Source organism: Paenibacillus cineris, assembly GCF_018333335.1.
Taxonomy (GTDB): Bacteria; Bacillota; Bacilli; order Paenibacillales; family Paenibacillaceae; genus Paenibacillus_AQ; species Paenibacillus_AQ favisporus.
In genome coordinates this window covers 1,220,844-1,247,677 of sequence record NZ_BORU01000001.1, presented here as the reverse complement: position 1 = coordinate 1,247,677, position 26,834 = coordinate 1,220,844, and the positions used below count along the sequence as shown (strand labels likewise).

23 protein-coding genes are annotated in these 26,834 nt (G+C 53.7%); 5 read left to right on the top strand and 18 right to left on the bottom strand.

Features of this window, described 5'->3' with window-relative positions; genetic code table 11:
• Positions 1 to 22: 22 nt before the first annotated feature.
• The 9 genes from KI379_RS06110 to KI379_RS06070 all read right to left on the bottom strand — a co-directional run bounded on the left by KI379_RS06110 (position 23) and on the right by KI379_RS06070 (position 12,146).
• Positions 23 to 892, bottom strand: coding sequence for a carbohydrate ABC transporter permease (locus KI379_RS06110; protein WP_145135311.1), 870 nt, complete (start codon positions 890 to 892; stop codon positions 23 to 25).
• A gap of 80 nt (positions 893 to 972) precedes the next feature.
• Positions 973 to 2,355, bottom strand: a complete 1,383-nt coding sequence (locus tag KI379_RS06105; RefSeq protein WP_212983067.1) for an ABC transporter substrate-binding protein — start codon at positions 2,353 to 2,355, stop codon at positions 973 to 975.
• A gap of 22 nt (positions 2,356 to 2,377) precedes the next feature.
• Positions 2,378 to 3,322: a carbohydrate ABC transporter permease gene (locus KI379_RS06100; RefSeq protein WP_244879208.1), complete on the bottom strand. Its 945-nt coding sequence runs from the start codon at positions 3,320 to 3,322 to the stop codon at positions 2,378 to 2,380.
• Positions 3,323 to 3,494: 172 nt separating this feature from the next.
• Positions 3,495 to 4,283 (bottom strand): helix-turn-helix domain-containing protein, encoded by a 789-nt coding sequence (locus KI379_RS06095; protein ID WP_076168852.1) that lies wholly within the window; start codon positions 4,281 to 4,283, stop codon positions 3,495 to 3,497.
• A gap of 186 nt (positions 4,284 to 4,469) precedes the next feature.
• The gene (locus KI379_RS06090) at positions 4,470 to 5,897 is read right to left on the bottom strand and encodes an alpha-L-fucosidase (protein ID WP_212983066.1); all 1,428 of its coding nucleotides are present in this window, start codon (positions 5,895 to 5,897) and stop codon (positions 4,470 to 4,472) included.
• Positions 5,898 to 5,999: 102 nt separating this feature from the next.
• On the bottom strand, positions 6,000 to 7,664 hold the full coding sequence (locus KI379_RS06085) for an ABC transporter substrate-binding protein (protein WP_373309531.1): 1,665 nt from the start codon (positions 7,662 to 7,664) through the stop codon (positions 6,000 to 6,002).
• Positions 7,665 to 7,752: 88 nt separating this feature from the next.
• Positions 7,753 to 8,667, bottom strand: a complete 915-nt coding sequence (locus tag KI379_RS06080) for a carbohydrate ABC transporter permease (protein ID WP_076168856.1) — start codon at positions 8,665 to 8,667, stop codon at positions 7,753 to 7,755.
• Positions 8,661 to 9,635 carry an ABC transporter permease gene (locus KI379_RS06075; protein ID WP_084203793.1) on the bottom strand — a complete coding sequence of 325 codons (975 nt, stop codon included), beginning with the start codon at positions 9,633 to 9,635 and terminating at the stop codon, positions 8,661 to 8,663. The genes KI379_RS06080 and KI379_RS06075 overlap by 7 nt, the downstream gene beginning before the upstream one ends.
• Positions 9,636 to 9,893: 258 nt before the next feature.
• On the bottom strand, positions 9,894 to 12,146 hold the full coding sequence (locus KI379_RS06070) for a helix-turn-helix domain-containing protein (RefSeq protein WP_212983065.1): 2,253 nt from the start codon (positions 12,144 to 12,146) through the stop codon (positions 9,894 to 9,896).
• Between the two features lie 277 nt (positions 12,147 to 12,423).
• Between KI379_RS06070 and KI379_RS06065 the strand changes: the two genes are divergently transcribed.
• Positions 12,424 to 13,077, top strand: coding sequence for a cell wall hydrolase (locus KI379_RS06065; RefSeq protein ID WP_244879207.1), 654 nt, complete (start codon positions 12,424 to 12,426; stop codon positions 13,075 to 13,077).
• 113 nt (positions 13,078 to 13,190) lie between these two features.
• Here KI379_RS06065 and KI379_RS06060 read toward each other — a convergent pair whose 3' ends face one another.
• From KI379_RS06060 to KI379_RS06050, 3 genes are all read right to left on the bottom strand, one after another.
• Positions 13,191 to 13,643, bottom strand: coding sequence for an SRPBCC family protein (locus tag KI379_RS06060; protein ID WP_212983064.1), 453 nt, complete (start codon positions 13,641 to 13,643; stop codon positions 13,191 to 13,193).
• 150 nt (positions 13,644 to 13,793) lie between these two features.
• Positions 13,794 to 14,438: an alpha/beta hydrolase gene (locus tag KI379_RS06055; RefSeq protein ID WP_212983063.1), complete on the bottom strand. Its 645-nt coding sequence runs from the start codon at positions 14,436 to 14,438 to the stop codon at positions 13,794 to 13,796.
• 55 nt (positions 14,439 to 14,493) lie between these two features.
• A complete protein-coding gene (locus tag KI379_RS06050) occupies positions 14,494 to 15,078 on the bottom strand; it encodes a TetR family transcriptional regulator (RefSeq protein ID WP_212983062.1) in 585 nt (194 codons plus the stop codon).
• 149 nt (positions 15,079 to 15,227) lie between these two features.
• Here KI379_RS06050 and KI379_RS06045 point away from each other — a divergent pair, with 149 nt between their 5' ends.
• Positions 15,228 to 15,998, top strand: coding sequence for an SDR family NAD(P)-dependent oxidoreductase (locus KI379_RS06045; RefSeq protein WP_212983061.1), 771 nt, complete (start codon positions 15,228 to 15,230; stop codon positions 15,996 to 15,998).
• 72 nt (positions 15,999 to 16,070) lie between these two features.
• Here KI379_RS06045 and KI379_RS06040 read toward each other — a convergent pair whose 3' ends face one another.
• The 4 genes from KI379_RS06040 to KI379_RS06025 form a co-directional block, all read right to left on the bottom strand.
• Positions 16,071 to 17,165, bottom strand: a complete 1,095-nt coding sequence (locus KI379_RS06040; RefSeq protein ID WP_212983060.1) for a Gfo/Idh/MocA family protein — start codon at positions 17,163 to 17,165, stop codon at positions 16,071 to 16,073.
• 40 nt (positions 17,166 to 17,205) lie between these two features.
• The gene (locus tag KI379_RS06035) at positions 17,206 to 18,051 is read right to left on the bottom strand and encodes a sugar phosphate isomerase/epimerase family protein (protein WP_076168872.1); all 846 of its coding nucleotides are present in this window, start codon (positions 18,049 to 18,051) and stop codon (positions 17,206 to 17,208) included.
• A 23-nt stretch (positions 18,052 to 18,074) separates the two neighbouring features.
• Complete coding sequence (locus KI379_RS06030) at positions 18,075 to 19,433, bottom strand: MFS transporter (RefSeq protein WP_212983059.1); 1,359 nt, start codon at positions 19,431 to 19,433, stop codon at positions 18,075 to 18,077.
• A gap of 327 nt (positions 19,434 to 19,760) precedes the next feature.
• Positions 19,761 to 20,762, bottom strand: a complete 1,002-nt coding sequence (locus KI379_RS06025) for a LacI family DNA-binding transcriptional regulator (RefSeq protein ID WP_163877440.1) — start codon at positions 20,760 to 20,762, stop codon at positions 19,761 to 19,763.
• 258 nt (positions 20,763 to 21,020) lie between these two features.
• Between KI379_RS06025 and KI379_RS06020 the strand changes: the two genes are divergently transcribed.
• Positions 21,021 to 21,998, top strand: coding sequence for a bile acid:sodium symporter family protein (locus tag KI379_RS06020; RefSeq protein WP_076168878.1), 978 nt, complete (start codon positions 21,021 to 21,023; stop codon positions 21,996 to 21,998).
• A 319-nt stretch (positions 21,999 to 22,317) separates the two neighbouring features.
• On the opposite strand, the gene katA is transcribed toward KI379_RS06020, so the two are convergent.
• Complete coding sequence (katA, locus tag KI379_RS06015; protein WP_076168880.1) at positions 22,318 to 23,778, bottom strand: catalase KatA; 1,461 nt, start codon at positions 23,776 to 23,778, stop codon at positions 22,318 to 22,320.
• Positions 23,779 to 24,007: 229 nt separating this feature from the next.
• Between katA and KI379_RS06010 the strand changes: the two genes are divergently transcribed.
• Complete coding sequence (locus KI379_RS06010) at positions 24,008 to 24,460, top strand: sigma-70 family RNA polymerase sigma factor (protein ID WP_212983058.1); 453 nt, start codon at positions 24,008 to 24,010, stop codon at positions 24,458 to 24,460.
• On the top strand, positions 24,457 to 25,578 hold the full coding sequence (locus tag KI379_RS06005; protein WP_212983057.1) for a DUF4179 domain-containing protein: 1,122 nt from the start codon (positions 24,457 to 24,459) through the stop codon (positions 25,576 to 25,578). Before KI379_RS06010 ends, KI379_RS06005 begins: the two co-directional genes overlap by 4 nt.
• An 86-nt stretch (positions 25,579 to 25,664) precedes the next feature.
• Here KI379_RS06005 and KI379_RS06000 read toward each other — a convergent pair whose 3' ends face one another.
• Positions 25,665 to 26,753: a Gfo/Idh/MocA family protein gene (locus KI379_RS06000; RefSeq protein WP_212983056.1), complete on the bottom strand. Its 1,089-nt coding sequence runs from the start codon at positions 26,751 to 26,753 to the stop codon at positions 25,665 to 25,667.
• Positions 26,754 to 26,834 lie beyond the last annotated feature (81 nt).

Below are 26,834 nucleotides of genomic sequence, written 5' to 3'. Positions count from 1 at the left end.
CAGAACCCCGGCCTGTCAGCTGTCAGCCTTTGATGCCTGTCGTCGAAATCCCCTGAATAAAGGTCTTTTGAGCAAAAAAGAACAAAATGATTATAGGCAGCGTCGCTACGGTGGAAGCCGCCATCAGCATCCCCCAGCGCGTGCCGTATTGACCGATAAACTGCTGTAAACCAAGCGATACGGTGTACATTTTCTCGTCGCTCAAATAAATTAACGGTCCCATGAAGTCATTCCAGTTGTTCATAAAAGTAAATAACGCCACTGTGGCGAATGCCGGACGGGCGAGCGGGAGGATGATCTGCCAAAAGGTCCGGAATTCCGAACAGCCGTCGATCTTGGCCGCCTCGGATAGTTCCTGCGGAATGGTCAGAAAAAACTGCCTCAGCAGAAAAATAAAAAACGCACCGCCTAAAAATGCCGGGATAATGAGCGGTTTGTAGCTTCCCACCCAGCCGATCTTTTTGAAAATAACGAAAATCGGAATCATCGTGACCTGGGAAGGCAGCATCATCGTGCTGAGCATAATCATGAACAGTACGTTCCGTCCCGGCCATTGGATTTTGGCAAACCCATAAGCCACGAGGGCGGAGGAAACGCAGGTGCCGACCATTGTCCATATGCAAATCGTTAACGTATTGAGGACGTAAGTACCGAACGGGACAAACGTCAGCGCCTCCGGAAAGTTCGACCATAGGAACTGATCCGGAATCCACTCCGGCGGCCATTTGAAAATTTGCGCCTCCGGTTTGAGCGCGGTGGACAGCATCCAGACAAAAGGAAACAGAAAGGTGATGCCCAGCAAGATCAAACAAACATGGGCGATCAGCTGTTGAAACACGCCTTTCTTTGTTCTGCTTAATTTCGTGGCTGGCTGTGCCTTGATTTCAAGCATCTTGGGCCTCTCCTTTCACGGTTATGAAGGCAGGAGGTAGGGGTAACCGAATTGGATCCCTTCCTCCCTGCCCTTATTCGTTATTTGCTTCCGGCTTTGGCTATTTCTTCTTCGACTTCTTTCTGCAAGGTTTCCAAGGCCTGCTTCGGATCTTTGTTTCCCGTCATGACGGACTCTTCGGCTTTTGCCGCCCGGTCCCAATAATACTGCTGCACCGGAATGACAGGCGTGATCTTCGCATTGGGGCTGCCGAGCAGATCGACGAACGTTTTTCTGGCCGGAATTTCATTCATAAAGTCCTGGTAAGCCTGCTTCTCTGTAATCTTTGGCGATGGCGGGATCCATCCGCCCTTGGTCAGCATTTGCGCCGCCCAATCTTCGTTATGGTAGCCGGTCAGCCACAGGATAAATTCCCACGCCTCTTTCGGATGCTTGGCTTTTTCCGGAATGATGTTAAAGTTTCCATTGACCCAGGTCGCGTCCGGTTTTCCGGTTCCTTCCGGGTAAGGCAGCGTCATGACGCCGTACTGAAGGTCCGGAGCATAATTTTTCAGGTCCTCCAGCCTCCACATGCCGTCCATCGCGAACACCTGCTTGCCGCTGAGGAAAGACCACGCTGAGTTCACGTTGGAAGACATGCTTTTGTTAAAAGCGGCAACTTTGGTCGGATCGTATTTTTTCGCGTAAGACTGAAACCATTCCAATGTGGCCAGGTTGTTCGGATCGGTTGCCGTCGGCTTGCCATCCTCATCCGCCCATTTTCCGCCGAAAGCGGTGCTCCACTGGGTAAGCCCGCTCGGCATATAGCCGACCCGCTGGATGAATCCGCGTTTATCCAGCTTCCACAATTTATCCTGCATTGCATCCAGCTCCTGGATCGTAGTGGGCGGTTTTTCCGGATCGAACCCTTCCTCTTTCAAAATATCCTTGTTGTAATACATCGCCAGCGTATTCATCGAAAATGGGATCGCATACATTTTTCCCTTGTAAGTTCCAATTTCCTTTACCGTAGGGTACATCCACTCGCCCAAATCCGGCGCGTCGGCCTGGATGTACGGATCCAGTGAAGCGATGGCTCCCTTTTCCGCCCACGAGGGGATGATCTGGTTCCATTGCGTCATGACGTCGGGCGGATCCCCGCCGGCCTGTGCCGTCAAAAATTTAGCGTTGGCATCGCCGGTAATGGAGAGCGCGGTCACATGGATGCCGGGATGCGTCTGATTGAACTCATCGACCAGGCTGTCGATCAGCTTCTTCCAGTCACTCGTCCACATATGCCAATATGTAACTTCTACGGCTTTTCCGTCGCCTTTCTTCCCGGAATCGGAAGAAGGGGCGGACGTATCTTCCTTCTTGCCGTCCTGTCCGGCCGCCGGAGTACCCGGTGAGGAACATGCTATTAGACCGGCAAGCATCAGCATGATCAGCACGATCGATAAGAACGGTTTGAGCGTTGACTTCATTCCATGCACCTCCGATATCGTTTTACCTTTCCCCGCCATAGAAAACCCAGCGTGCCGAGCTCTTAAATACCAGCAGCGTGACGGCCATAATCAGCAGGAACAAAATCCATGCCATAGCCGAGGCATACCCCATATGGAAGTAAGAAAAGGCGTTCTTGTACAGATACAGCGAATAGAACAGCGTAGAATCGTTGGGTCCGCCGGACGTAATAATGTAGGCCTGCGTAAAATACTGAAAGGAACCGATCAGGCCCATAATTAAATTGAAGAAAATGACCGGACTCAGCATCGGCAGCGTAATATAGACGATTTTTTGCCACCATACCGCCCCGTCGATCTGCGCCGACTCGTACATTTCCTGCGGAATATCCTGCAGCCCTGCGAGGTAGATGATCATCGCGCCGCCGACGCCCCACAGCCCCATCACGATCAGGGCAGGTTTCGACCATGCCGGGTCGACAAGCCACCCGGGACCCGCAATGCCGATGGCATCCAGCAGGCCGTTGATCAGTCCGAACTGCGGGTCGAACAGCCACAGCCACAGTACGGAAGACGCCACAACCGGAACGATGCTGGGCAGGTAAAAAATCGTCCGGTACAAAGCCATTCCTTTCACCTTCATGTTCAGCAGCAGCGCCAGCGCCACGCCGAAAACGATGCCGAGCGGAACCGAAAATAACGTATAGTACATCGTGTTGGTAATCGATTTCCAGAATAACGGGTCTTTGAATAACTGCACAAAATTATCCAACCCTACCCATACGGGCGAACTGACCACATCGTAGGTCGTAAAGCTGTAGTACAGGGATAGCAGAAACGGCAGCAGCGAAAAAGCGGCAAACCCTGCCAGCCAGGGTGAAACGAACAGCAGACCGTTCCGAAGATTCACTTTTGCGATTTTGCTCATGGTTCCCTTGGACGAACGGGCCTGAACAGACGGCCGAACCTCTGCACTTGAACGGGACAAGCAGACACCTCCTAGCCGATTTTTGCGGATTTAGCAGATTCCCCCTCCTTTGACAGCGTTTTCTTAAACGTGCAAGCCTATTTTATAAAGGGACGCCTTCGCTGTATTTATAAAAAACTTCACAAGTTTTACGATTATCGCTGAACATTTTCCGAAGACAGCCTGCGACTTCTCACCCGCCCCTTCTTCGCTGCTCTTTCCTCCAGGCGGTGGGAGACATCCCCGTCTGTTTTTGAAACCAGGCGGAGAAGGCATGAATATTGGGGAATCCGACCCCGCTCGCGATTTGCTGAACCGTCTTGTCGGAGAAGGTAAGCAGCATTTTGGCCTCGGACATCCGGTACTGCTGTAGATATTGCTTGGGTGAGAGACCGTAAGTCTTTTTGAAACAGGAGCGCAGCCCGCTCTCCGACATGCGGATCATCCGCGCCAGATCGGTCACCCTCATTTCTTTGTCCAGGTTGGTGCGGATATACTCGGCAATGGCGTCCAAGGTAATTCTGGAATCCTGTTGTTCGATGCGGTCCAATAAAAACAGCATAAATAACTCGACCCACGTTTTTAACAACCGGTTAAACAGCTGATTCGGGCGGACGGAGGTCATGTGGAGCCACACGCTGAACAACTTCTCAAAACGCTCCAATGCATAATGGGCCAGGGGAAACAGGTGCAGCGATTCTTCATTTGTCATTTGAAAAAATAACCGTTCGAGCTCATGCGACAAATGGTCAACCTGCAGGACGGCGAAGCGGATCGGTGTAACGGAGCTGTAGTCGTGGGGTACGCCGGGGGTGATCAGGATGACGTCCCCCTCCTGAATCGAAAAGACCTGGTCTTCAGCATAGAACACACCTCGTCCGAAAGTGACCACGCAGATTTCGAAATGGGGATGCACATGCGTGCCCATTTTCCATCCGGAAGGGTACGTTACGAGATCGGTGTACAGTGAAGATCTATCCAATACGAATATCCCACCTTCCATGATTTGAAATTGTTGGTTCGAAGTTCATTAACATTATACTGAGGCGGGAATGTCGGATAACCGCAAAAAAACTCCCCGATGGACAGACCCTATACGGGCCCGCCTCAGCGAGGAGTTTAATCAGTTCATAGTATACGATTGAAAAGAAACTATAATGGTTCCGCTCTATGGCTGCAGATAGATCCGAATGGAGGAAATCTGCGGACACCACCGGGATTCCCGGATTTGAAGCCGGATATAACGGCTCTTGACAGCGGGAAAACGGCAGATCCGCTTGTACCCGATAACCGTACCCGTGTAAGCTGTTTTCCACGTGTCCCCATCCAGATACTCGAGTTCAAAGCGCTCGACCCGCTGGCTGTACCGGTATTCCTGCAGCACGACGTGGTCAAAGGCGGTCTCCCTCTGCAGATCCAGCGTGAGCGAAGCCTGCTCCGTGCCTTCGGGCGGCGCCCAGTACGTGTCCGGTTGTCCGTCAAGAACATGGTCTGCTTGATGGCCTTCTGCCTGAACGGATGCCTCCAAAGTGGCCCCTGCCCCCAAGTCGGTGCCAAACGTGCTGCGGATCCGGTCCCCCAGCTCCTGCAGGCGCTGGACGTCCCGTTCATGAATGAGGCCGCGCCGGTCCGGCGGAAGGTTAAGAAGGAACGTCGCATTGCCGCCGACCGATCCATAATATACGTTCATCAGCTCATCCAGCGATTTGACCTTGTCATCTTCGGAGGCGTGGTAGAACCAGCCCGGACGGATCGACGTGTTGACCTCCGCCGGGTACCAGACCAGATCCTGCTCGTGCTCGATGACCGCCCGGCTGCCCAGGTCCTCGTCCTCCGACCGGTAGCTCCGGGCAAACGACGGATCGTCCTCCTGCTGCGATTTTGCCTGGATTTTCTCGTTATCCCGCAGCGACGCAGGCACGACGCTCCACTCCGATTCCCGGCAGTGGCCGGCTTCGTTGCCGCACCAGCGGATATCCGGACCGCAGACCGAAATCGCCGCCTCCGGCTGCAGCTCGCGGATCAGCGCGTAGTAAGCGTCCCAGTCGTACACCTGGCGCTTGCCGTTCGGCCCTTCGCCGCAGGCGCCGTCGAACCAGACGCAGAACACGTCGCCGTAATGGGTCAGCAGTTCCCTCAGCTGATTGGTAAAATATTCGTTATACGCCGGCGAATCGCCGTATGTAGGCTCATGCCGGTCCCAGGGGGACAGGTAAATGCCAAAGCGGATCCCTTCCCTCCGGCACGCCTCCGACACTTCCCGGACCACATCGCCCTGCCCGTCCTTCCACGGGCTGTTCTTGACCGAGTGCTCCGTATACCGGCTCGGCCAGAGGCAGAAACCGTCGTGGTGCTTGCACGTCAGAATCAGCCCCTTCATCCCGGCTGACTTGATGGCCGCCACCCATTGGCCGGCATCCAGCTCCGCCGGATTAAAGATAGCCGGATCCTCCTTCCCGTCCCCCCACTCCCGGTCCGTAAACGTATTGACCGTAAAATGAATGAACGCGTAGAACTCCATCTCCTGCACGGCCAGCTGCCGTTCGGTCGGCTGAACCTGTGCGGCGTAGCGGATCCTTTCGGTCGTTACCATCATGAAATGCCCTCCATCCAGGTTTTGATTACAGGTATGCATACCTTGTTCTCCTTGTAAAAGCCAGATACCTGCTTTACACCTCAGATATCCGGCTGCCGTCCCTTATTTCTTTAACGCTTTTTGGTAGATCGCCAAGTATTGATCCAGCTGCAATCCCTTGAAGCCGGCGATGTAGCTGTCCCAATCCTTGTCGATATCTTTGTTGCCCGTCACGAACTGCGCCAGGCTCGATTTCACATAATCGGTCAGCGACTTCTGCATTTGCGCAACCGTCATGGCGTCCGCCGGGTCAATGAACGTATCCGCAGGATAGACGACTTCCGGCTTGGCGAAAGGCTCGTATTTTTTGGCGGCCAGCCATAAGCGGTATTCGTAGGCACCGTTGCCCAGCGGATCGCTTGGAGCGGCAAAGGATTCGCGGATGGAGTTAAGCATCTGCATCGTGCCGAGCTGCCACCAGAAATTGTCCAGCGTCGTTTCCCCGTTCGCGGACGGAGCCTTCGGGACCACTTCATACTTCGCCGGTTTGCCGTTGTAATCCAGCTTACCGCTGTCGGCTTTTTTCCAGCCTTCACCTTCAAAGCCCCAGGAGGTCATGACCGTTCCCTCTTCGGACCAGAGGTAGTCCGCCAGTTTGATGGCAGCGACCTGCTCTTCTTTCGTCGCCTTGTTCGTGATCACAAACGATCCGTCGCCCGCGCCGATGCTGTAGCCTGTCAGCTGGACTCCATTTGGTCCTTTCAGCGGCGGAACGACGTCGTAATCCTTATGTCTCGGGTTCGAGTCGTCCACGCTGAAGGCACTGCTAAGCAGCGCGTAACCTACGGTGCCCACGGCGGCGTCCGGCTTGTTGGCCAGCTGCTTCACCGCATCGTTGTTCTGCGTAAAAACGGCTTTATCCATCAAGCCTTCGGCAAACAGCTTCCGCAAATACTTCAGGCCTTCCTTCCATTCGGGCTGCGCCGGTGAATAGATGACCTGGCCGTCTTTGATGCTTAAATAATCCGAGGTGTTATCATAGATAAAAGCGTTCATCAGGAACGAATCCACGCCGCCTCCCCACACGCCGTCGGACGAGGTCGTGAACGGAATTTCGTCGGCTTTGCCGTTGCCGTTCGGGTCTTTCTCCTTAAAAGCCTTCAGTACGTTGTAAAACTCATCGGTCGTCGTTGGCATCGACAGGCCCAGCTTCTCCAGCCAGGAAGTATTGATCCACATCCGCTGCCCATAGGTGCAGTGCAGACATTCGTTCAGCTTCGGCAGCGCGTAAATTTTGCCGTCCGGGGCGACCATGCCCTGCTTCAGGTAAGACACGTCCTCCATCGCCTTTTTGATGTTGGGGGCATACTGATCGATCAGATCGTTCAGCGGGATGAAGGCTCCCTGCTGGCCGTATTTGATCTGGTCCGCTTTGGATATGCCCGCGTTCATAATGACAGCCGGGTAGTCGCCGCTCGCCAGAAGCAGCAGCTTTTTGTCGCTGAAGCCGGCGTCCGGCACCGTGCTCCAATTAAACTTGATGCCGAGCTTGTCCTCGATGTACTTGGAGAACTTGTTGACGTCCATGTTTTCGATCCCCGCCTGCTGCGGCGCGAATACCGACAGCTCCACCGGTTTACTGGGATCCGAGGCGGCAGCCCCTGCGTCATTCTGCTCCTGCTTGGAGCCTCCGCATGCCGACAGCAGAAGGGATAATACCAACAACACACTTAAGCCGATAAATGCCCGTTTTTTCAAAGAAACTCCTCCTTTGGTTGAATGGCTCATATCCATGCCCCCTTACAAATGACCACTTCAAAACATCCTGCAGCGTTAACCCGGTCACACCCCCCTTACGAAATTCCGTTCACCGTCTTCATCCCTTCAGCGATCCGATCATGACTCCTTTAACAAAATGCTTCTGGACAAACGGATAAATGATCAGCACCGGCGCGCTGGAGACGACGATGAGTGAATATTTCAGCAAATCCTTCAGCCCCTGCTGCACGAGCAGGCTGTTCACATTGGTCATCATGTCGGAATTTTCCGAGTTCAGGATGAGAATGTTCCGCAGGAAGATTTGCAGAGGGAACATGCTGTTGTCTTTCAGGTAAATGAGTGCATTAAAGTAAGCGTTCCAATGCCCGATGGCATACATCAGGAACAATACCGCAAGGATGGGCTTGGATAACGGCAGTACGACCTGCAGAAAAAATCTCATGTCGCTGCACCCGTCCATTTCAGCGGCCTCGGCCAGCTCGTCGGGAAGCGACTGGAAGAACGTCCTGGCGATAATGACCTGAAATACGGCCAGCGCGCCGGGGATGATCATAGCCCATCTCGTATTGACCATACCCAGGGATTTGACGAGCAGATAGTTTGGAATCAGCCCGCCGTCGAAAAACATCGTAAACACGATCACCACCATAATCAGCCCGCGGCCGTAAAACGTTTTGCGTGCCAGCGGATAGGCCAGCATCACGGTGAACGAAACGTTAATGAGCGTACCCACGATTGAATAAAAGAGCGAATTGCCGAATCCGATCAAAATATCGGAATTTTGGAATACCGCCTTGTAGCCGACCAGGCTGAAATTCACGGGCCAGAGCCACACCTTCCCGGATGTCACCGCCGCCGGCGAGCTGAAGGATGCGCTCAGCACATGCAGCAATGGAAATAAAATGACGATCAGCACCAGCGATAAAAACAGGTAGACGATGCCCAGAAACAGCCGGTCCGCTACCGCTTCGCGTATTTTCGTTGATTGCACGCTTTTCGCACCTCCTACCATAAACTGTTGGACGAGATCTTTTTGGCGATGAAATTGACAAGGATCAGCAGCACAAAGTTAATGACCGAGTTGAACAGCCCGATCGCGGCCGAGAAGCTGAAGTTGGCGCCCAGCAAGCCGATCTTGTAGACGTAAGTCGAAATGACCTCCGACGTGTTCAGGTTCAGTGGATTTTGCATTAAGTAGATCTTCTCGAAGCCCAGTCCCATGATCTGTCCCAGGTTCAGAATCAGCATAATGACGATGACCGGAACGAGGCTGGGAAGGTCGATATGGACAATTTTCTGAAACCGGGAAGCTCCGTCCACCTTGGCAGCCTCGTATAAATCGGGATTGACCCCGGACAGCGCCGCGATATAAATGATGGCCCCGTAGCCGGTGAACTGCCACACATCCGAGAGGACGTAAATCGTTTTGAAGTACCCTGCCTTGCCCATAAAATCGATCGGCTCCATCCCGAGCGACCTGAAGATGTTGCTGAGGAGCCCGACATTCGGCGATAAGTTGACGATCAGAATCGAGACGATCACGACCGTTGATATAAAGTAAGGCGCATAGGTAATCATTTGAACCGATTTCTTGAACAAGCCGTTGCGAATTTCGTTCAGCGCCAGCGCCAGAATGATCGGCGCCGGAAATCCGATGGCCATGCCGTACAGCGAAATTTCGAGCGTGTTCTTAAAGTACTGCCAGAAGAACGGGGTATCGAACAGCTGCTTGAAGTACTTCAGCCCGGCCCACGGACTGCCGAGGATGCCCTGTACGACGTTGTACTCCTTAAATGCGATGATGACGCCGAACATCGGCACGTACTTGAAAATGACGATATAAAGCAGAGGGAGGAAGACGAGCAAATAAAACTGCCAGTGCTTCCTGATTTTCCGGCCGGCCTGTGACCCCGCCCTCTTCCGGCGGGCGGCCAATCCGGGGGGATGCGGCGAAGCCGCCTTGCTGCTAGTTGCTTCCATACCTGCCGACTCTCCTTTGCGCTTGAGTTGCCTTCATGTTATCGGCACGGCACGGATGCGTTCAATATACAACTTTCGCCCGGTCAACTTATTTCCGCAATGCTAATGAATCGTCGTTCCCATAGAAAAAATCTGAAGGGCTAAACCTTTTTCTCCATGCAACTTTTTTCTTACCGGCCTGGTCTATACCAAAAAAAATCCCGCAGGGATCTGTCCCGGCGGGATACGGCACCTTGAGGAACCGGCGCAAATGGCCTGTCAGAGAGCGGCTGAATCCCGCTCTGTCCGGGTGATGTGTTCACGGTATTCCCCCGGGGACAGGCCCACGATTTTTTTAAACATCCGACCAAACGAAATGACATTCAAGTATCCGACCTCTTCGGCGATTTCCTGCACGGCATGGTCCGTATTCTCCAGCAGCGTCCGCGCGCGCCCGACCCGAAGCTCGATTAAATAATCCACGAACTTCTGCCCGGTTTCCTCCTTGAACAATTTGCTGAGCGTTTTGGAGGGAAGATCGAACCGTTCACTGAGAAAATCAAGCGACAAATCCGGATTGGCGAATTCCCGCTCCATCGTTTCGCGGACCTTGCGGATCGTATCCGAATGATTCCGGGTGACCTGAATTTGCAGCAGCTGTTCATAACACCGTTCCAGCGTCTTCATGAAGCTCTCTTCCACCTGCTCAAAGGTATCTGACGCGTGCAGCGCCTGCTGCAGGGGACGGTGCCCGGTCTCCTCCCACAGCTCTTGGTATTCCTTCGTCATTTTGCCCATTTCCCGCCCGATGGAATAGATCAAATAATCCGCCAGGCTGACGATATGGTCGCGGCTCAGCAGATGCTGCCCGATGCCTTGAATCAATTGGCCGTATTTATCCTTCCAGTCCGGCTTGCCGAGCCGGAACGATTGGGCGATCGAGTGGACCAGCTGAAAATAGTCGAACATGGCTCCCTGATCCTCTTTGGCCAGCGAATCGTAGAAAATGATCCGGTTGCTGCCGAGAACCATTTTATATTTCAGAGCCTGCTGGGCTTGGGCGTAAGATTCCGGAATGTCCGCCGGGAACCGGGCTGCCGCCCCTGCACCGACCGTAACGGTAAGCTTCAAACGCTCCTGCACCCATCTCCTTGCATGGTCCAGCATATCGGTGACCCGGCCGCGGAGATCGTCCGTCTCCTCGATCTGCACCAGCACGCCGAGCCCATCGCCGGAAATCCATTCCGTCCACACGATTCCCCCGTGCTCCTGGGCGGTTTCCTGGATGACGCTCTTCAGGGCGAACTTCATCAAGTACTGGTCTTCTTGGGTGAACTGGCTGCAGAACGAAGCAAACTTGTCGATTTCCACGACGCACACGACCTGCGGCATGTCGAGATCGTTGAGCTGCATCGTGTCCCGCAAGGCTTCCCATTCTTCGGATTTCGGAAGATGCTGCCCTTCAACCAGCTGCTGGAACAAATACGCCTTCTTGACGTGCAGATCCTCGCGGAACTGGCGCTGATAGGTGTTGGACTGTTCCAGCATCTGGTTAATGGCGGACTGCAAAAATGTAAACTCGTCCTGGCCGCTGCCCTGCATCAGGGCTGCCGCCTTCGTCTGGGATAACTTCTGAACCTGGGTGACGATCCTTTCGATCGGCTTGTAATTTTTTCGTGCGGCATAGACGATCCATAAGCCGCCTGCGGCGATCATAACGATCCCAAGGATGAACCAGACGTTATAGAGCTGGCTGGCTACGTCCACCCATTTTCCGTTAATCAGTCCGCTTTGATAATCCCAGCCGGTCACGGGCGAAATGGCACTCGACACGATGCTGCGCTCCTGCTCCGATTTACCGTTCGGAAGCACGTCTGCCCCCGATTTGTCGATGATATGGATGTAGCTGACATCCCGGCTGTACATACTCTCGATCAATTGGCTTAGCCCATTTGCCGTTACGTTCACGACCAGGAATCCCTGCCCGGTCTTCAGGAAAGGCGCCTTCAGCGCAAGGCTCACGACCCGCTTCGGCCCTTTGATACTGAACTCCTCGAATTGGCGGACACCGCTCCAGCCCTCATCCTTCTTCGCCTGCTCAATATACGGCTTGATAAAAGGCGCATCCGGATAGTCTTCCAGGCTGGAGCTGGTCGCATTGCTCAGGACAAATCCGTCGCTGGACCGAACGAGATAAATGGAATCCACCAAGGGATAGGAATTTCTGAAGTTATTCATAAACTTGACGATCCGGATGTTCAGGTAATAGTCGTTTTCGGTTCCGCTTTTATAAAAAGTCGACAAATCCGGATTATTCAGCAGTTCCGTCATCAGCATCTGCTCGATCGTTTTCAGGGAAGAGTCAATGGAGCTCATCGCCTGCAGCATCAGCGTTTCATTGGCTTTTACGGCTTCCTTGCGGCTCTGATCCCCAAGCATTTGAAAGAAGACGAAAAAAATAAACGAAATGACGATTAAAAAAGCCGGCATATATGAAAAAAGCTGGCGGTAAAACCAATTTCGTTTCCCCATCCGTTCTTGCACTCCTTATGTAAGGCTCCTAAATCTTCTGTCCGCCGTCCTAGTAAAACGCTTTCATATTTGTTCAATTATAGCATCCTGCGGCTTCGAATTCATTAGTTCCAAATGCATAACGTGTAAAAAAACGAACCCGCACCATCATTTTATCGCCGCCGGTTTTCCAAAATTTCGCTTAGAGCCGCAAGGTTTTACCACTTATTTTCCAGTTTATGGCTTTGCCTTGTCCGTCCTCCTCCCGTTATAATGCCTCGTGAAGGAGATGATTTCGATGACAACCAAAAAATGGGCAGTTACCTCGATCCTCGTCGTCCTCTTAGTCATTCAAAGCTTCGCGTGGAAGGCTGATCATGCCGAAGCGGCTCCCGTCCTTAAATTAGGGAGCGAGGATCCCAAAGTTTCTGATTTACAGTATCGGCTGCAGGTGCTCGGTCTCTATGACGGTACGCTTGACGGAAAATACGGCCCCGGCACGGAAGCCAGCGTCAAGGAATTCCAGAGGGAGTACGGCGCCGTTGCGGATGGCACGGTCGGTCCCGCTACATGGAGACAGCTCCGGAAGTACACCTTAAGCAAAAACGATATGGAGATCATGGCGAAAATCATTTACGCTGAAGCCCGCGGCGAGTCCTATAAAGGACAAGTAGCCGTCGGTGCCGTCATCATGAACCGGATTCAGTCGGACGAGTTCCCGGACACGATTCAGGGCGTCGTTTTTCAGAAGAACGCATTCACCGCCGTCAGCGACGGCCAGTACGGCATGAAGCCGAACCGGACCGCCTACCGTGCCGCCATCGACGCCGTGCGCGGATGGGACCCGACCCATAACTCGCTCTACTACTATAACCCGAAAACGGCAACGAACAAGTGGATTTGGACGCGCGCCCGTACCGTAAATATCGGACGTCATGTATTTGCCATTTGATTTCAACGTACATAGGCCCAAGGGATCATGCCCTTGGGCCTTTTTTAATATGGTAGTAACATTGTGAATGCCACTTTCCTTGACTGTCATATCCCGCTCTCCTTAAGCTGCGCTTAACCCGCGGTGCCGGACTTCATTTCCTCCAGCAGTTGGCCGAACCGGTCGAAATTTTCCTCATTGCCGTTGATGCACATTTGTTTGATCTGCTCAAACTGCTTTTCCTTTTTGAACGTCTGGCGAAAAACAACTTTAGTCCGGCCCTTCTCTTCTTCAAACGTCGCCGTAACACGGAATTGGGGCTCGGAGAGATGATCCAAGACGACCCGCTCCATAGGGACAAGTTCTACAAAAACACTCTCGTTCGGATAATCCCGGCCATCCGGTCCGTGCATGGTGAATTTCCAGGCTCCGCCCGGCGTGATGTCGATTTCATGGAACGTATTCGTGAACCCGTGGGGCCCCCACCAGCGGACTAATAAATCTGGAGTTGTCCAAGCCTGATACACAAGGTGCTGCGGTGCGTCGAACACCCGAGTGGAAATAATTTCGTTCTTTCCGATCGTCATGCCAATGTCCTCCTACAGGTTGAATTTTTTAGGCGCCTATTTTTTACCGGTAGGCCCATTATAAAAGGTGACGCCGCGTCAGGTGCAAGCCACTTTTTTAAGCAAAAACAAAAAACCCGCTCCAAGAGCGGGCTTGAACGAAATACCGGACTAAAATGCTTCAACTTCCATCATCACCTGTTTTAACACGTCCATCGACGCAAAAAGATCGGTTTCGTATTCCAGGCCGTGATTCACGCCGGGGATCAAGCGCAGCAGCAGATTCGGATTTGCCCAGAGCCGCTCGAATCTCTCCTCGATATAGCAGCTGTCGTTGTCACCGATGAAGCATAGGCTTCTTTGCTTACTGTCCAACATCGCGTTCCAGACGAAATCTCTGCCCAGCAGAGGCGTAAACCAGATGACCTTGGCCTTTTGGAACAGATCACGCTGCACCTCAAACCCAAGCGCAATCGTTCCAATGGACTTGCCGATCAGAATGTAATCGTCGTAGGATGCGTTCTGCAGCACACGGTCGATTACGGCGCCGACATCGATGCGGATCGCTTCGGCCATCTCATCAAAGCTGAAATCCCGGTAGAACGGATCGTTGTACTGATAGTTCACCTGCAGCACGTCGTAGTTTTGGTTCAGATAAATCCCCATGGAGTAGTACAAAAGAGGTGCCTGTGCGGTGTACCCCTGTCCCGGAAAAATGATCGCCAAGCCGCTGGTGTTAGATTCTGCTTTAGACAATAAGGTATAGGATATTTTCCTGTCTTTATAGCCCTGCACCCAGTCTGCCATGATCTTCATCCAAAAAAACCTCCCTTTCGGACATATCTAATGAGGGTTCCCTTTTTTATCTGGATCAGCGATTTTCCTTAGAGGCGGGTTCGCCCGCCAACCGTCCGACCGCCCTCATGATCGCTTCCCGCAGCTCATCGGTTTTGCCGCTACTAGCCGGATCGATCGATGGACCAAACGGATTGGTCGGCATCCAGGCTGTGGCCAGAACCATGATGCTGGTCAGAAGAAACGCCGGGGAAAAATCCGTTCCGATGTTCCCCGCCTCCTGTGCTTTCGCCAGCTCCGCAATTTTGCGGTTATGGGCTTCCTTCCTCTGATCCAGCTGCTCCGTCTTCTGCTCCAGCGTAAACCATGTCATCAGCCGCATCAGGTCGGGATTGGCCATCATAAAATCAAAAACCCGCGCGGCATACCCCGGAAGATCTTCCGGAGTAAAGGCAAACTCCTCGTACACTCTCGTCAGATGCATTTCCAGCACAGTCGAGAAAAGCTGCTCTTTATTTTCAAAATAAATATAAATCATGTTCTTGTTGCACTTCGCCATCTTGGCGATCCGGTCCACCCGGGCGCCGGCAATTCCGTAGGCGGAGAACTCGGCCATGGCCGCCTCCAGTATTTTCTCTTTTGTAGCTTCGGCGTTACGCATAGTGGTTCCTCCCGTGTTTTTGCATAGGATTTACTATATCACGATTTTTAAGCCATTGACAAACCGGTTAGTTAGTTATATATTATGAACTAACCAGTTAGTTAGTAAACCTGGTCGCTGGAAAAATCAATGGAAAGAAGGTCTTTTGAATGACTTTACAAACCTCTGATCGAAAAATCGCACTCGTGACCGGCGGAAGCCGCGGTCTGGGCCGCAATACGATTCTTCAGCTTGCCAAGCGCGGCGTCGATTCGATCTTTACCTATCACACCAATGAAGCCGAAGCGCAGCAGGTCGTCCAGTCCGTCCGGGATCTGGGGCAGGAGGCTGTCGCCCTGCAGCTGAACACGGCAGACACCTCTTCCTTTGACGGTTTCGCCCAGAACGTCCGCCAAGTCTTGGCGGAGCTTGGGGCGAAGCGGTTCGATTACCTGGTTAACAATGCCGGAACCTCGCATCACAACTCCATCGAGCAGACAACCGAAGAAGAGCTGGATCAGCTGTACAACGTCCACTTCAAAGGCGTCTTTTTCCTGACGCAAAAGCTGCTCCCCCTCATTAACGATGGCGGGCGCATCGTTAACATCTCCTCGGGGCTGACGCGCATGAGCATCCCGGGAAGCGCCGCTTATGCCTCGATGAAAGGCGCGGTCGAGGTGCTTACCCGTTACCTGGCCAAGGAGCTCGGCGAGCGCCGCATCGCCGTCAATACGGTGGCTCCCGGAGCAATCGCGACCGACTTCAGCGGCGGCATGGTGCGCGACAACGCCGAGCTGAATCAGCAGATCGCCGGCATGACGGCGCTTGGACGCGCCGGACTTCCGGATGACGTCGGGCCGATGATTGCTTCCCTCCTCTCCGAAGACAACCGCTGGGTGAACGCGCAGCGGATCGAGGTTTCCGGAGGCATGTTAATCTGACGTCCCTGCCCCAAACGAAGAACTGCCTGTCCACATCGCGGGACAGGCAGTTCTCTTCATATATAAAGATGATTACAACGTGATCGCATGGCCGGTTTCCGACGATTTGTAGATGGCCTCGAGGATCTGCGTCACAACAAGCGCCTGCTCCGGCTTAACCAGCGGCTCCCGATCTTCCAGAATGGCGTCGATCCACTGCTTCGCCTCCAGCTCGCCGGCGTTCAGCGATTCCCCTTCGTAAAAGGCGATGCCGCCCCCTACAGAAGTGCTCGTTTCGACCAGCTGCCCATACCGCGTATGGTTAAACGTCACCGTGCCTTTGTTATCCCAGGCGTCGCCGAACATTTCGGCCCCGCCCTCGGTACCGCACAGGGTGACCTGCGCTTCTTTCGCGTTGATCATGTTCAGCGCCCACGAAGCTTCCAGCGTAATCGTCGCTCCATTCTCCATCTTAATGAAGCCGAAGGCCGAATCCTCCACCTTGAATTCCTCCGGATTCCACGGACCGAACATGTTGCCGTCCATCTTATCCTTCAGCTTATGGAACGCGGACCCGACGACGAGCTTCGGCTTATAGTTGTCCATGGTCCACAATGCTAGATCCAAGGCATGCGTGCCGATGTCGATCAGCGGGCCGCCGCCCTGTTTTTCGATATCCATAAACACGCCCCATGTCGGAACCCCGCGTCTGCGGATGGCATGCGCCTTTGCAAAATAAACCTCGCCAAGATCCCCTTGCTCACATGCCGCATACAGCGCCCTCGAATCCGCACGGAACCGGTTCTGGTAGCCGATTGTCAGCTTTTTGCCCGTGCGCTTCGCCGCATCCAGCATTTGCTGCGCCTCGGCGGTATTCATCGCCATCGGTTTTTCGCACATGACATGCTTGCCGGCTTCCAGCGCGGCGACCGTAATGACGGCATGCGTGCTGTTCGGGGTAAGCACATGCACCACGTCGATCGACGGATCCTTGAGCAGCTCCTTATAATCCGTATATACCTTGGCTTCTTCCGTTCCATACTCCTTAGCCGCAAGCTCCGCACGATCCAGCTCGATGTCGCAAAACGCCGTCATTTCCGCCTTGTGCCGCTGCTTGGCCAGCGCGGGCAAATGCTTGCCCTTGGCGATCCCGCCGCATCCGATAATGCCGATTTTCAAAGTAGTCATCTGGTTCCCTCCCGGTTGGTTGTCTATCCGAAGCTGTGCCTTACTGCGCCAGCAGCCGCTGGATGTTGTCGAAGCTTTCCTTGACGCTGGCCAGCTCGCCTTTTACGGTCTGATCCTGTTCCACGATGATGTATTGAACCGTTCCGAGCTCTTCCGCTTTTTTCAAAATCGACGGAATGTCCATGACGCCTGCGCCGATCTCAGTGAAATCCTCCTGGTTTGCGGCTGAGAACACCACTTCATCCGTTAAATGCCCAGAAACCTTCTCCAGCAGATTCACCGGATTGGCCGACGGGGCCAGATCCTTCTGGTGAAGAAGCCCGATCCGGCTGCCGTACTTGTCCATAAAAGCGATGGGATCCACGCCGCCGCGCAGCGCCCAGAACGTGTCAAATTCAATCTGAACCAGCTCCGGATCGGTATGCTCCAGCAGAATGTCCATAATGGTCTGGCCATCAAACTCCTGAAACTCATGAAAATGGTTATGGAAGTAAAACTGAATGCCGGCTTCTTTGGACTTGCGTCCGGACGCATTGAGCCATTTGGCCAATTCCACCGCATCCTCCCGGTCACGGAAAAAGGCGCACGGCATAACGATGCCCTTGCTTCCGATCTCCGCGTTATAGCGGATGACCGCATCCAGATCCAGATTCGGATGATAGGCCACGTGGCTCGTGACCACCTGCAGGCCCAGCTTGTCCATCATGGCCTTCAGCTCCGCCGCCGTGTAGTCGACCTCGAACGTGCCGTCTTCCCGGATGTTATGAAAGGCGAATTCGATGTTTTGGTATCCGATATCCGCTATGCTTTGCAGCGTCCCGGCGAAATCTTTAGCCAGCGCTTCCCGTACCGAAAACAGCTGCAGACCAACTGGAATTTGAATCATGTGAAATCACTCCTCTATAATATTTAGGCTTTGACCGACGATGTGCGCAGGTCCAAATCTTGAACAATCTGCTTATGCTCTTTGTCCAGCTTATACAGCACCAGACAACCGATTTGCAGAATGGTGAGCAGGATCGGTCCAATGTAGAACAGGACGCGGATCATATCGGTCGCCTGCGGCGTAACCGCATCGGGATCATATCCGGCGAAACCAAGTGCATAAGCGACAACGGAGCCGCCGACGGCAATGCCGAACTTGGTGGCGAAGCTGTAAGCCGAATACAGCATGCCTTCGGACCGATGGCCGAACTTCCATTCATGGTAATCCACCGTATCGGCGAGCATGGAGAAGTTGGCCGGACTGTTAATGCCGATGCCTATGTTGGCAATAAAGAAAATGACGAGATACAGAACTGGCGGACTGCTTTCCAGGAAAAACAGCACTCCGTACAGCAGCACGGCTCCGGTCAAGGCCAAGATGCTGCCGTTACGCTTACCAAGCCTTCTGAGTACAAACGGGGCGAGTGCGCCTCCGGCAAAGTTGGCGACATTCGCGAGCGTCAGGTACAGCGGGATCATTTCGGGCTGGCCCAGAACGTACTGAACGAAATACACCAGCACGCCGAACACGACGCCGATCCGCAGAAACATGAAGAGGGAGTTCAGGGCGATCATCACCCAAGGCTGATTGCCAAACATATGCTTAGCCGATGTGAGCGTGTTAAACTCTTTGGTTTTCTCGGCGCTCTCCGAGAACCGTTCCTTGCACTTGAGAAACACCACATAAAACATCACGACGGCGACGACCGTGAACATGCCCATCGTAACCGGGAACCCCAAGCGGTCATTCCCGCCGCCGATCCATTTCACCAGCGGGTTGGTGAGCGCCGATACCGCGATGGCCCCAATGGCCATCCCCATGATCCGGAAGCTGCTGAGCTGGTTTTTCTCCTCCGGATCCTTGGTCATCATCGGCATCAATGCGCCGTAAGGAAGGTTGACGCCGGAATACAGGATCCCAAGAATCAGGTAGGTCAAATAGGCGTAGATCAGCTTCCCGCCTTCCGACCAATCCGGCGTAATGAACGTTAAGACGCTGAAGATGGCGAACGGGATCGTCAAAAAGAGAATGAACGGCCGCGCCTTGCCGAACCGGCTGCTGGTCTTGTCGATCATGACCCCGATCACCGGGTCGATCACCGCGTCAAGAATTCTTGTAATCAGAAACAAGGTGCCGATGGCCGTGGCGACCAGGCCGTACACATTCGTGTAAAAATAGAGCAGATAGCTTGTCGTCATCCCCCAGACGAAGTTGGACGCCAAGTCTCCAAAGCCGTAACTGATTTTTTCGCTTAAGGACAGCTTTCCCGCCGCTTGAGCCATGTCTCATCACCACTTTTTGTGTTTTACAATGCGGTTTCTCGGTTTCCTATCCTGATGAACATGCTTGCTTTTCTTCCCCCGGCGAATCCGGAAAATCAACCTTCCTCCGGCAAAATGTAATGCGTTACATTTTAAGGGATGAAAAAGAGATATTGGCCTTACTGGTTGGTTTTGCTAAGGGGTACCTTTGATTCGCGCGAATCCGGTTTCTAGAAATGTAACGCATTACATTTCAGCGGTTTTAAAAAAACGGCTGCTTGGTAACCGTTTCTTTAAGCGATATTGTAAGCGATTTCTATAAAGAGCGCAACCCCCATTTTTCACCTGTCAGCGGGAGCGCTTTGCCGTCGACTCCCGGATGACGATTTCATGGGGCAGCAGGATCGTCTTGTTCTCGCCCGCTTCTCCGCGCAAGCTTTGCAGGAGCGCCTCCATGGCGGCACGGCCGAGATCATACTTGGGCTGGCGTACCGTCGTGATAGGCGGCCGGCTCATCAGCGATTCCACCGTATCGTCGAATCCGACGACGGCAACGTCATCCGGCACCGATTTGCCCAGCGATATCGCCCCGTTGACACAGCCGATGGCTGTAGCGTCACTGGAGCAGAAAATGGCGGTCGGATGCTCCGCAGCTTGAAGCCATTCGACGGCAAGGTCGTACCCGTTCTGGTACTCGTAGTCGCTCTCCCTGATCCACTCCTGGCGCACCTCGATCCCCGCCGATTCCAGCGCTCGCCGGTACCCCTGCTCCCGGGCGGCGGAAGAACTCTTCGCGTTTCCCCCTTTAACCATGGCAATCCGCCGGTGGCCCAAAGACAGGAGGTGGGATACCGCATCAAAGGCTGCCTGCTCATTGTCGACCGAAACGCTGTAAGCGTGCTGCACCTGCTCATATTCCGAGCACTGCACGATGCTGTAATCTTTCGCCAGTTGATCCAGCTCCTCCGCGCTCAAGGTGGAAGCCACAATGATGACGCCGTCGACGATTTTTTTCTTGAGCATCTGCAGCAGCTCTTCTTCCTTATCATGGTCGTCCTCGGAGGCGCAGACCAGCACCTGATATCCGTTCTTCTGAGCTACATCCTGTATTCCCTTATACACGTCCGCCATAATTGGAAAGACGAGGCTCGGAGTCAGCACCATAATGCGGCGCGTCTCCGCTCTTCTTAATTCCCTGCCGAGGGAATTGGGCTCATACTCCAGCGCTTTGATCGTTTCCATCACTTTCTTGCGCGTCGATTCCTTGACGAGGGGACTGTTGTTCAGCACCCGGGACACGGTCGCAACGGACACGCCGGCCGTCTTGGCCACGAACTGTATGGGTCTCATATTATAGGCCGCTCCTTTACTCCGTACAATTGGGTTTATCTTTCATTTTATCATAGATTTCAAGGCCAATTCCAATTCCATGGTTGGCTGAAGCTCCATATTTTCATAGAGAACGCTGTCCGCGGAATGCCCTTGATCAGCAGGCCTGATGCCGAAATCCAAACAGCTCGCCTGTGCCCAACTGGCCGATTCAGCCTTTTTCAATACTGCCATGCCATGTATAATGTATGAATACGAAAACATAAGGACGGACTGCTTATGCTGCAATCGCTGAATGCCCGACTCAACCGAATCATGCCTTTGATTACGCCGGCCAGCATCGTCATCGGCGTCTTATGCGGAGGTTTGCTGTCTTCGTATACGTTCATGTCTCCCTGGCTGTTTGCTTTTATGACATTTGCCGGAAGCATCAGCTTGAGCTTCAAGGATTTTCTCAGTGTTATGAAAAGGCCGCTGCCGCTCTTCGCCTGCCTGCTGGTTTTGCATGTGATCATGCCGTTGGTCGCCCTCGGCACGGGCAGGGTTCTATTCCCGCTCGATGCTTATACGATCACCGGGCTTGTACTTGCCGCGGTCATCCCTACGGGGGTCAGCAGCTTCGTATGGGTAAGCCTGTACAAGGGACATATCGCGCTGACATTGTCCATCATCCTGGTCGACACGCTGATCGCGCCTTTCGCCGTTCCGGGCATTCTGTCGCTGCTGATCGGAACGAGCGTTCATATGGACATCCTGCCGATGATCAGCAGCCTATTCGGCATGATCGTGGTCCCTTCCCTGCTCGGCATGGCCTTGAACGAATGGAGCAAAGGCGCCATCGTTCCGGTCTGGGGACCGCGCCTTAACCCGTTCTCCAAGCTGGCCATGGCGCTGGTCATCATGATCAACGGCTCCGTGGTCGCTCCTTATCTGTCCGACATCAGCCCCCGACTGGTCGGCATCGCTGCGGTCATCGTCTTTTTGGCCGCGGCCGGGTACCTGCTGAGCTTCGCAATCTCCGCCCTGATGGGCTGGAGCGAGCCGGAGCAGGTTGCCCTCGTCTTCAACGGCGGGATGCGCAACATCAGCGCGGGCGCCGTCCTGGCCGTCGCCTATTTTCCCGCACCGGTCGCCGTTCCCGTCGTTCTGGGCATGGTCTTCCAGCAGATGATGGCGTCTTTGGTCGGACTTCTGCTCGGCCGCCGCACACAGCTTCGAATACGGCGGGAGGAGTCGGGGAATACCCAGACATTATAAAAAAAACAATAAAGAAGCTCACCCTTCCGATTCGGGTGAGCTTCTTTTTATCTGGTTCACTTTTCCGCGAATAAACCGTCGGTATTTATTTTATCTATGCGGATACTAGCTCCGCAATGCGTTACTTCAATTTGATTTTGGTTTTGATTTTGCTCCCGCAGCCGCAAATGATCGTATGCTTCAAATTTTTGATCGGCTGGTGGCACATGGGGCATACACTTGGCTGAAGCATCATGCCGGATCACCCTCCCTTTCATTTGTTCGCACGCCTCGATCCATGCGGCTGCCGCCTTTAAGGGGCAAAACCGCTGCTGCCGCTTTACGCTTGGACGGTTAAGCCCAAACCTTCGGCAACGCGGGTTCCGTAATCCGGATCCGCTTTGTAGAAATGGGAGATCTGGCGCAGCTTAATTTCCTCCAGCTCCACCGGCTTCATCGCTTCCACGATGGTCCGGATGAGGCGGGCCTTCTCTTCTTCGCTCATCAAGCGGTACAAGTCCCCGGCTTGCGTATAGTGATCATCGTGATCGTACGCCGTTTGTCCAGCATAGCCTTCGACCTCGAACGGAGTGATCCGGGCATGCGGATCTTCCTTCGGTCCGTTGAAGCTGTTAGGTTCGTAATAGACCGATCCGCCGCCGTTCGTACCCGAATTCATGTATCCGTCGCGCTGATAGTTGTTGACCGGTACCTTCGGACGGTTGATCGGCAGCTGGTTGTGGTTCGCCCCTACACGGTAACGGTGCGCATCCGCATAGGCGAACAGGCGGCCCTGCAGCATTTTGTCCGGGGACGGTTCAACGCCGGGAACAAGGTTGCCCGGAGAGAACGTGGCCTGCTCCACTTCGGCAAAATAGTTTTCCGGATTCCGGTCAAGCACCATTTTCCCAACCTCGATTAACGGATAATCCTTCTGGGACCACGTCTTCGTCACGTCAAACGGATCGAACCGGTACGTGTTTGCGTCCTCCAGCGGCATAATCTGAACATACAGCGTCCAGGACGGATAGTCCCCTGCTTCGATCGCCTGCTGCAGGTCCTGAATATGGTAGTCGGGATTTTCACCTGCCAGCTTTGCCGCCAGATCCGGATCCAGGTTCTTCACGCCTTGGTCTGTTTTAAAATGGTACTTGATCCACACGGCTTCACCCTGCTCGTTGACCCATTTGAATGTATGGCTGCCGAAACCGTGCATATGACGCAGCGTTGCCGGAATGCCGCGGTCGCCCATCAGGTAAGTAACCTGGTGCAGCGATTCAGGAGATAAGGACCAGAAATCCCATACGGCGTTCGGATTTTTCAGGTGCGTTCTCGGATCGCGCTTTTGAGTATGGATAAAGTCCGGGAATTTGATCGCGTCGCGAATGAAAAAGATCGGCGTGTTGTTGCCGACGATATCGTAATTGCCTTCTTCAGTGTAGAACTTTACAGCAAATCCGCGCGGGTCGCGGACGGTGTCTGCGGAGCCCAGTTCTCCCGCAACGGTTGAAAACCGGATAAAGAGGTCGGTTCGCTTGCCCTTGTCATGAAACAGCTTCGCTTTGGTATATTTAGACATGTCGTTGGTCACTTCGAAATAACCGTGCGCTCCGGCACCTTTCGCATGAACGACACGCTCAGGAACTCTCTCGCGATTAAAGTGGGCTAATTTCTCCAGCAGGTGAACATCTTGAATCAGGGTAGGACCGCGATGTCCGGCCGTAATGGAATTTTGGTTGTCCCCAACCGGGGCTCCCCAGCTTGTTGTCAGTTTATTGGAATTGGAATGATTTGTACTCATTAGCTCTCCACCTTTTTCGTAAAATGATCATCAAAAACCTCATAAACAAATGATAACACTTATCAATTTAAAGTCAATATTTATTTAGAATAATTATAAATAAGATTTTTAAAACCGTTTGAATCGTTGGTCCGTCTGTACCACAGAGACAAAGAAAGGAGGGCTGCCCGCTTGGGCTCTCACGCAGAAATGAAAAAGGTCAGCATGGGACAAGCCGGAGTTGAAACCGATGTTTATTACGCCATCATCATATTTGCGCAATCGTCATGATGCCCTGGAGGCGCTGCAGGAAATGACGTGCAGGGCATGGGTCAAACGCTCGACGCTGAAAGACGGCAGGGCGCTGAAGGCTTGGCTCATCCGCATTCTCATTTATGTATGCATCGATGAACAGCGGCGCAGGAAGCGGACCGTTCCTACCGTGGATGCGCAGCTTGAGGAGATTAGCCAGCCTCATGATGCATTCAAAGCATTCAACCACGATAAGGTCGCCATGGGTCCCTTGCTGGAAAAGGTGAAGCCGAAATACCGCCATGTGCTGATCCTGAAATACTACAACGACCTGACGCTCACGGAAATCGCCGCGATTCTCGGCAAACCGGAAGGCACGGTCAAAACGTGGCAGCATAAGGGGCTTGGCCAGCTCCGCAAATGGATGAAGAATCGGAGGGATTGGGAATGAACACGAACCCTGAAGAACAAGCCCTGCTTGCCGACGCGGCGCAGCTCCGGCGGGAAAGGATGCAAATCGGCGATACGGAAGCTACCGAGGCGATCCGGCGCGGATTCGCGAATAGATCGGCTTCGCGGAAGCGGCGTTTGCTGCCCTATGCCGTCGCTGCAGTGGTGCTGGCCGTGCTGCTCGGCGCCGGATGGTGGCAGGGCGGCCCGATCGGCATTCCTGCACCGCTTACGGCGAAGGATATGAGTTGGGGCGCATTGGAAAGATACAGGGCCCTATCCGCCAAAGACGTGGACCATGCGACACTCGAATCCGCAGTACGCAACAATTACATCCAAATCGTCAACAAGTCGGTTTCCTCCGGTCCTTACCGAATTACCCTCGACGCCGTCACGGCTGATGAGAACAAGATGCTGCTGCTTTACACGGCCACAGCCGAGTCCAGCCATGAAATCAAAGCGGTGAACAGCGTCAAAGTGACCGATTTGAACTCAGGCAGGCCTCTGAATGCTGAGCTGCAGATCAGCAATGGAGACGTACACAGCTTCTCCGCTCTGAGCACGGTGATGCTTGACCGAAGCCAGCCTTTTCCGAGCCGCATCGAGGTTGATTTTCAGGTGACCTCCGTAAATCCCGGGAAGCTTGGCGACCCGAAAACCAGAGCGGCCGCTGCGGACTTCCTTTATTCCGACCGTATGAAAATTAAAGTTGATTTAGAACCAAAATTTGAAAAGACGCCGACCTTTGTTATGCAGCCCGATCGTTCTATCAGCATCGATGGCCATAAGGTTGTTCTCTCCAAGGTGGAAATGTCTCCGTTGTTGACGCGCGCCACCTTCGTGATCGATAACGGCAGCGAGTTGGATTTCAAAACAAAGCAATCCATCTGGGATAAGCTCCGTTACATGACCATCGTCTCCACTAACAGAAATGGAAGGGCTGTGCAGCTGAGTCCGGTAGCCGGAAACGGGACCGCCGAAGGCTTCCAGCAAATATTCAGCAGCAGCATGCTCGACAAGCCCCGCTCGCTTGTGCTGAAGATGTACCTCGAGTCGGATGACGCGGGCGTCCCTATACCTCTAAAGGATCTGCCCGTCGTTGAACTGAAAATCAAATGATGGCTGTAATGAAAAGGAAAAAACCGCGATACGATCGCGGTTTTTTAGTCTTCCTTATGTTCCGGCTCGGCCATCGGGATCGTCATCTACTCATCGCCTGACCAAACCTGACGTGAAGAAACGACGGTTTCTCCAGACTGAATCGCCTGCTGTATGAGCATGCCCAAATAATGATCCTGCGAAGCATCGGAGAGACTGTAGAAACTGGGGCCGCCCGCAGCGTAGACAGCCATTTGCTGCAGGCAGCAGGCAATCGCGATTTCGTCGTCGTACAGCCTTGCAGGGGCAAACGGATTGTTATACACCCACCGTTCTCCCGCCATGATCCCCTCCAGAAAGTACCCTTCCTGATTCTCGAGCTCACCCTTATTGATTCGCTTGAAGTTCAAATAAAGCGGCGTACGGAAGTCCTTCAGGACCGTCAGCCGGTCATCGAATATTTCGCCCCGCTCCCCCCGAACCGACAGGTGGTTCGAGCGGATCCAGGAACGATGCTGGTCCGCGGTGAAATCGTAGATCCCGAGCTTGCCGCCGAAATCCAGCCAGGCCAAATCTCGCTGGGACGTCACGATCTGTTCTTCCGGCGGTGGTCCGCTCCGGGTAGGTCCTGCCACCCAGTCGGACTCAAACCGCATTGCCCGAACGCGGACGTCTTCAAATCCAATACCGAGCATCTTCCGAAGCAGGGCGGCTCCGTGGTAAAAGTGTGAAATCGATACGGTTGCCTGGGTTACGTTCCCGAGCAGCCCTTCCCGAATGATGGCCATTCTGGCTTGATTCATCGGATGGAACGGATACTGCTCGGCGACCTGCACCCGCGCACCACGGCGTGTCAGCTGGTTATGCAGCCTGATCAGCCCGTCCAAATCAGGTGCAGGAGGCGTTTCCGCCAATGCGGGAATGCCATGGTCCGCAAGCTGAATCAAATACTCCGCGCAAGCCGATGCGCTGACGGATACAACCATGAAATCCGGCTGCGGGCCGGTCAACAGCTGTTCAAGCGTCCTGTATGCGGCCACCTGCCACTGGCGCTCCATCGCCTGGCCTTTGGCTGCGTCCCGGACCACCATTCCGGTGACCTGGAATTTCTCTGGAAGCGCTTGCGCAATTCTTAAAAAATATTGGGCCCGAAATCCACCACCACCGATAATGCCGAAAGTTGCAGGTCTTCCCATAACAACACCTCCTTTTTATTAAGAGCAGCCCGAAGGCGGCAGTACCCTGAGCGATAGCCATGAACGAATCGCGGATATCGC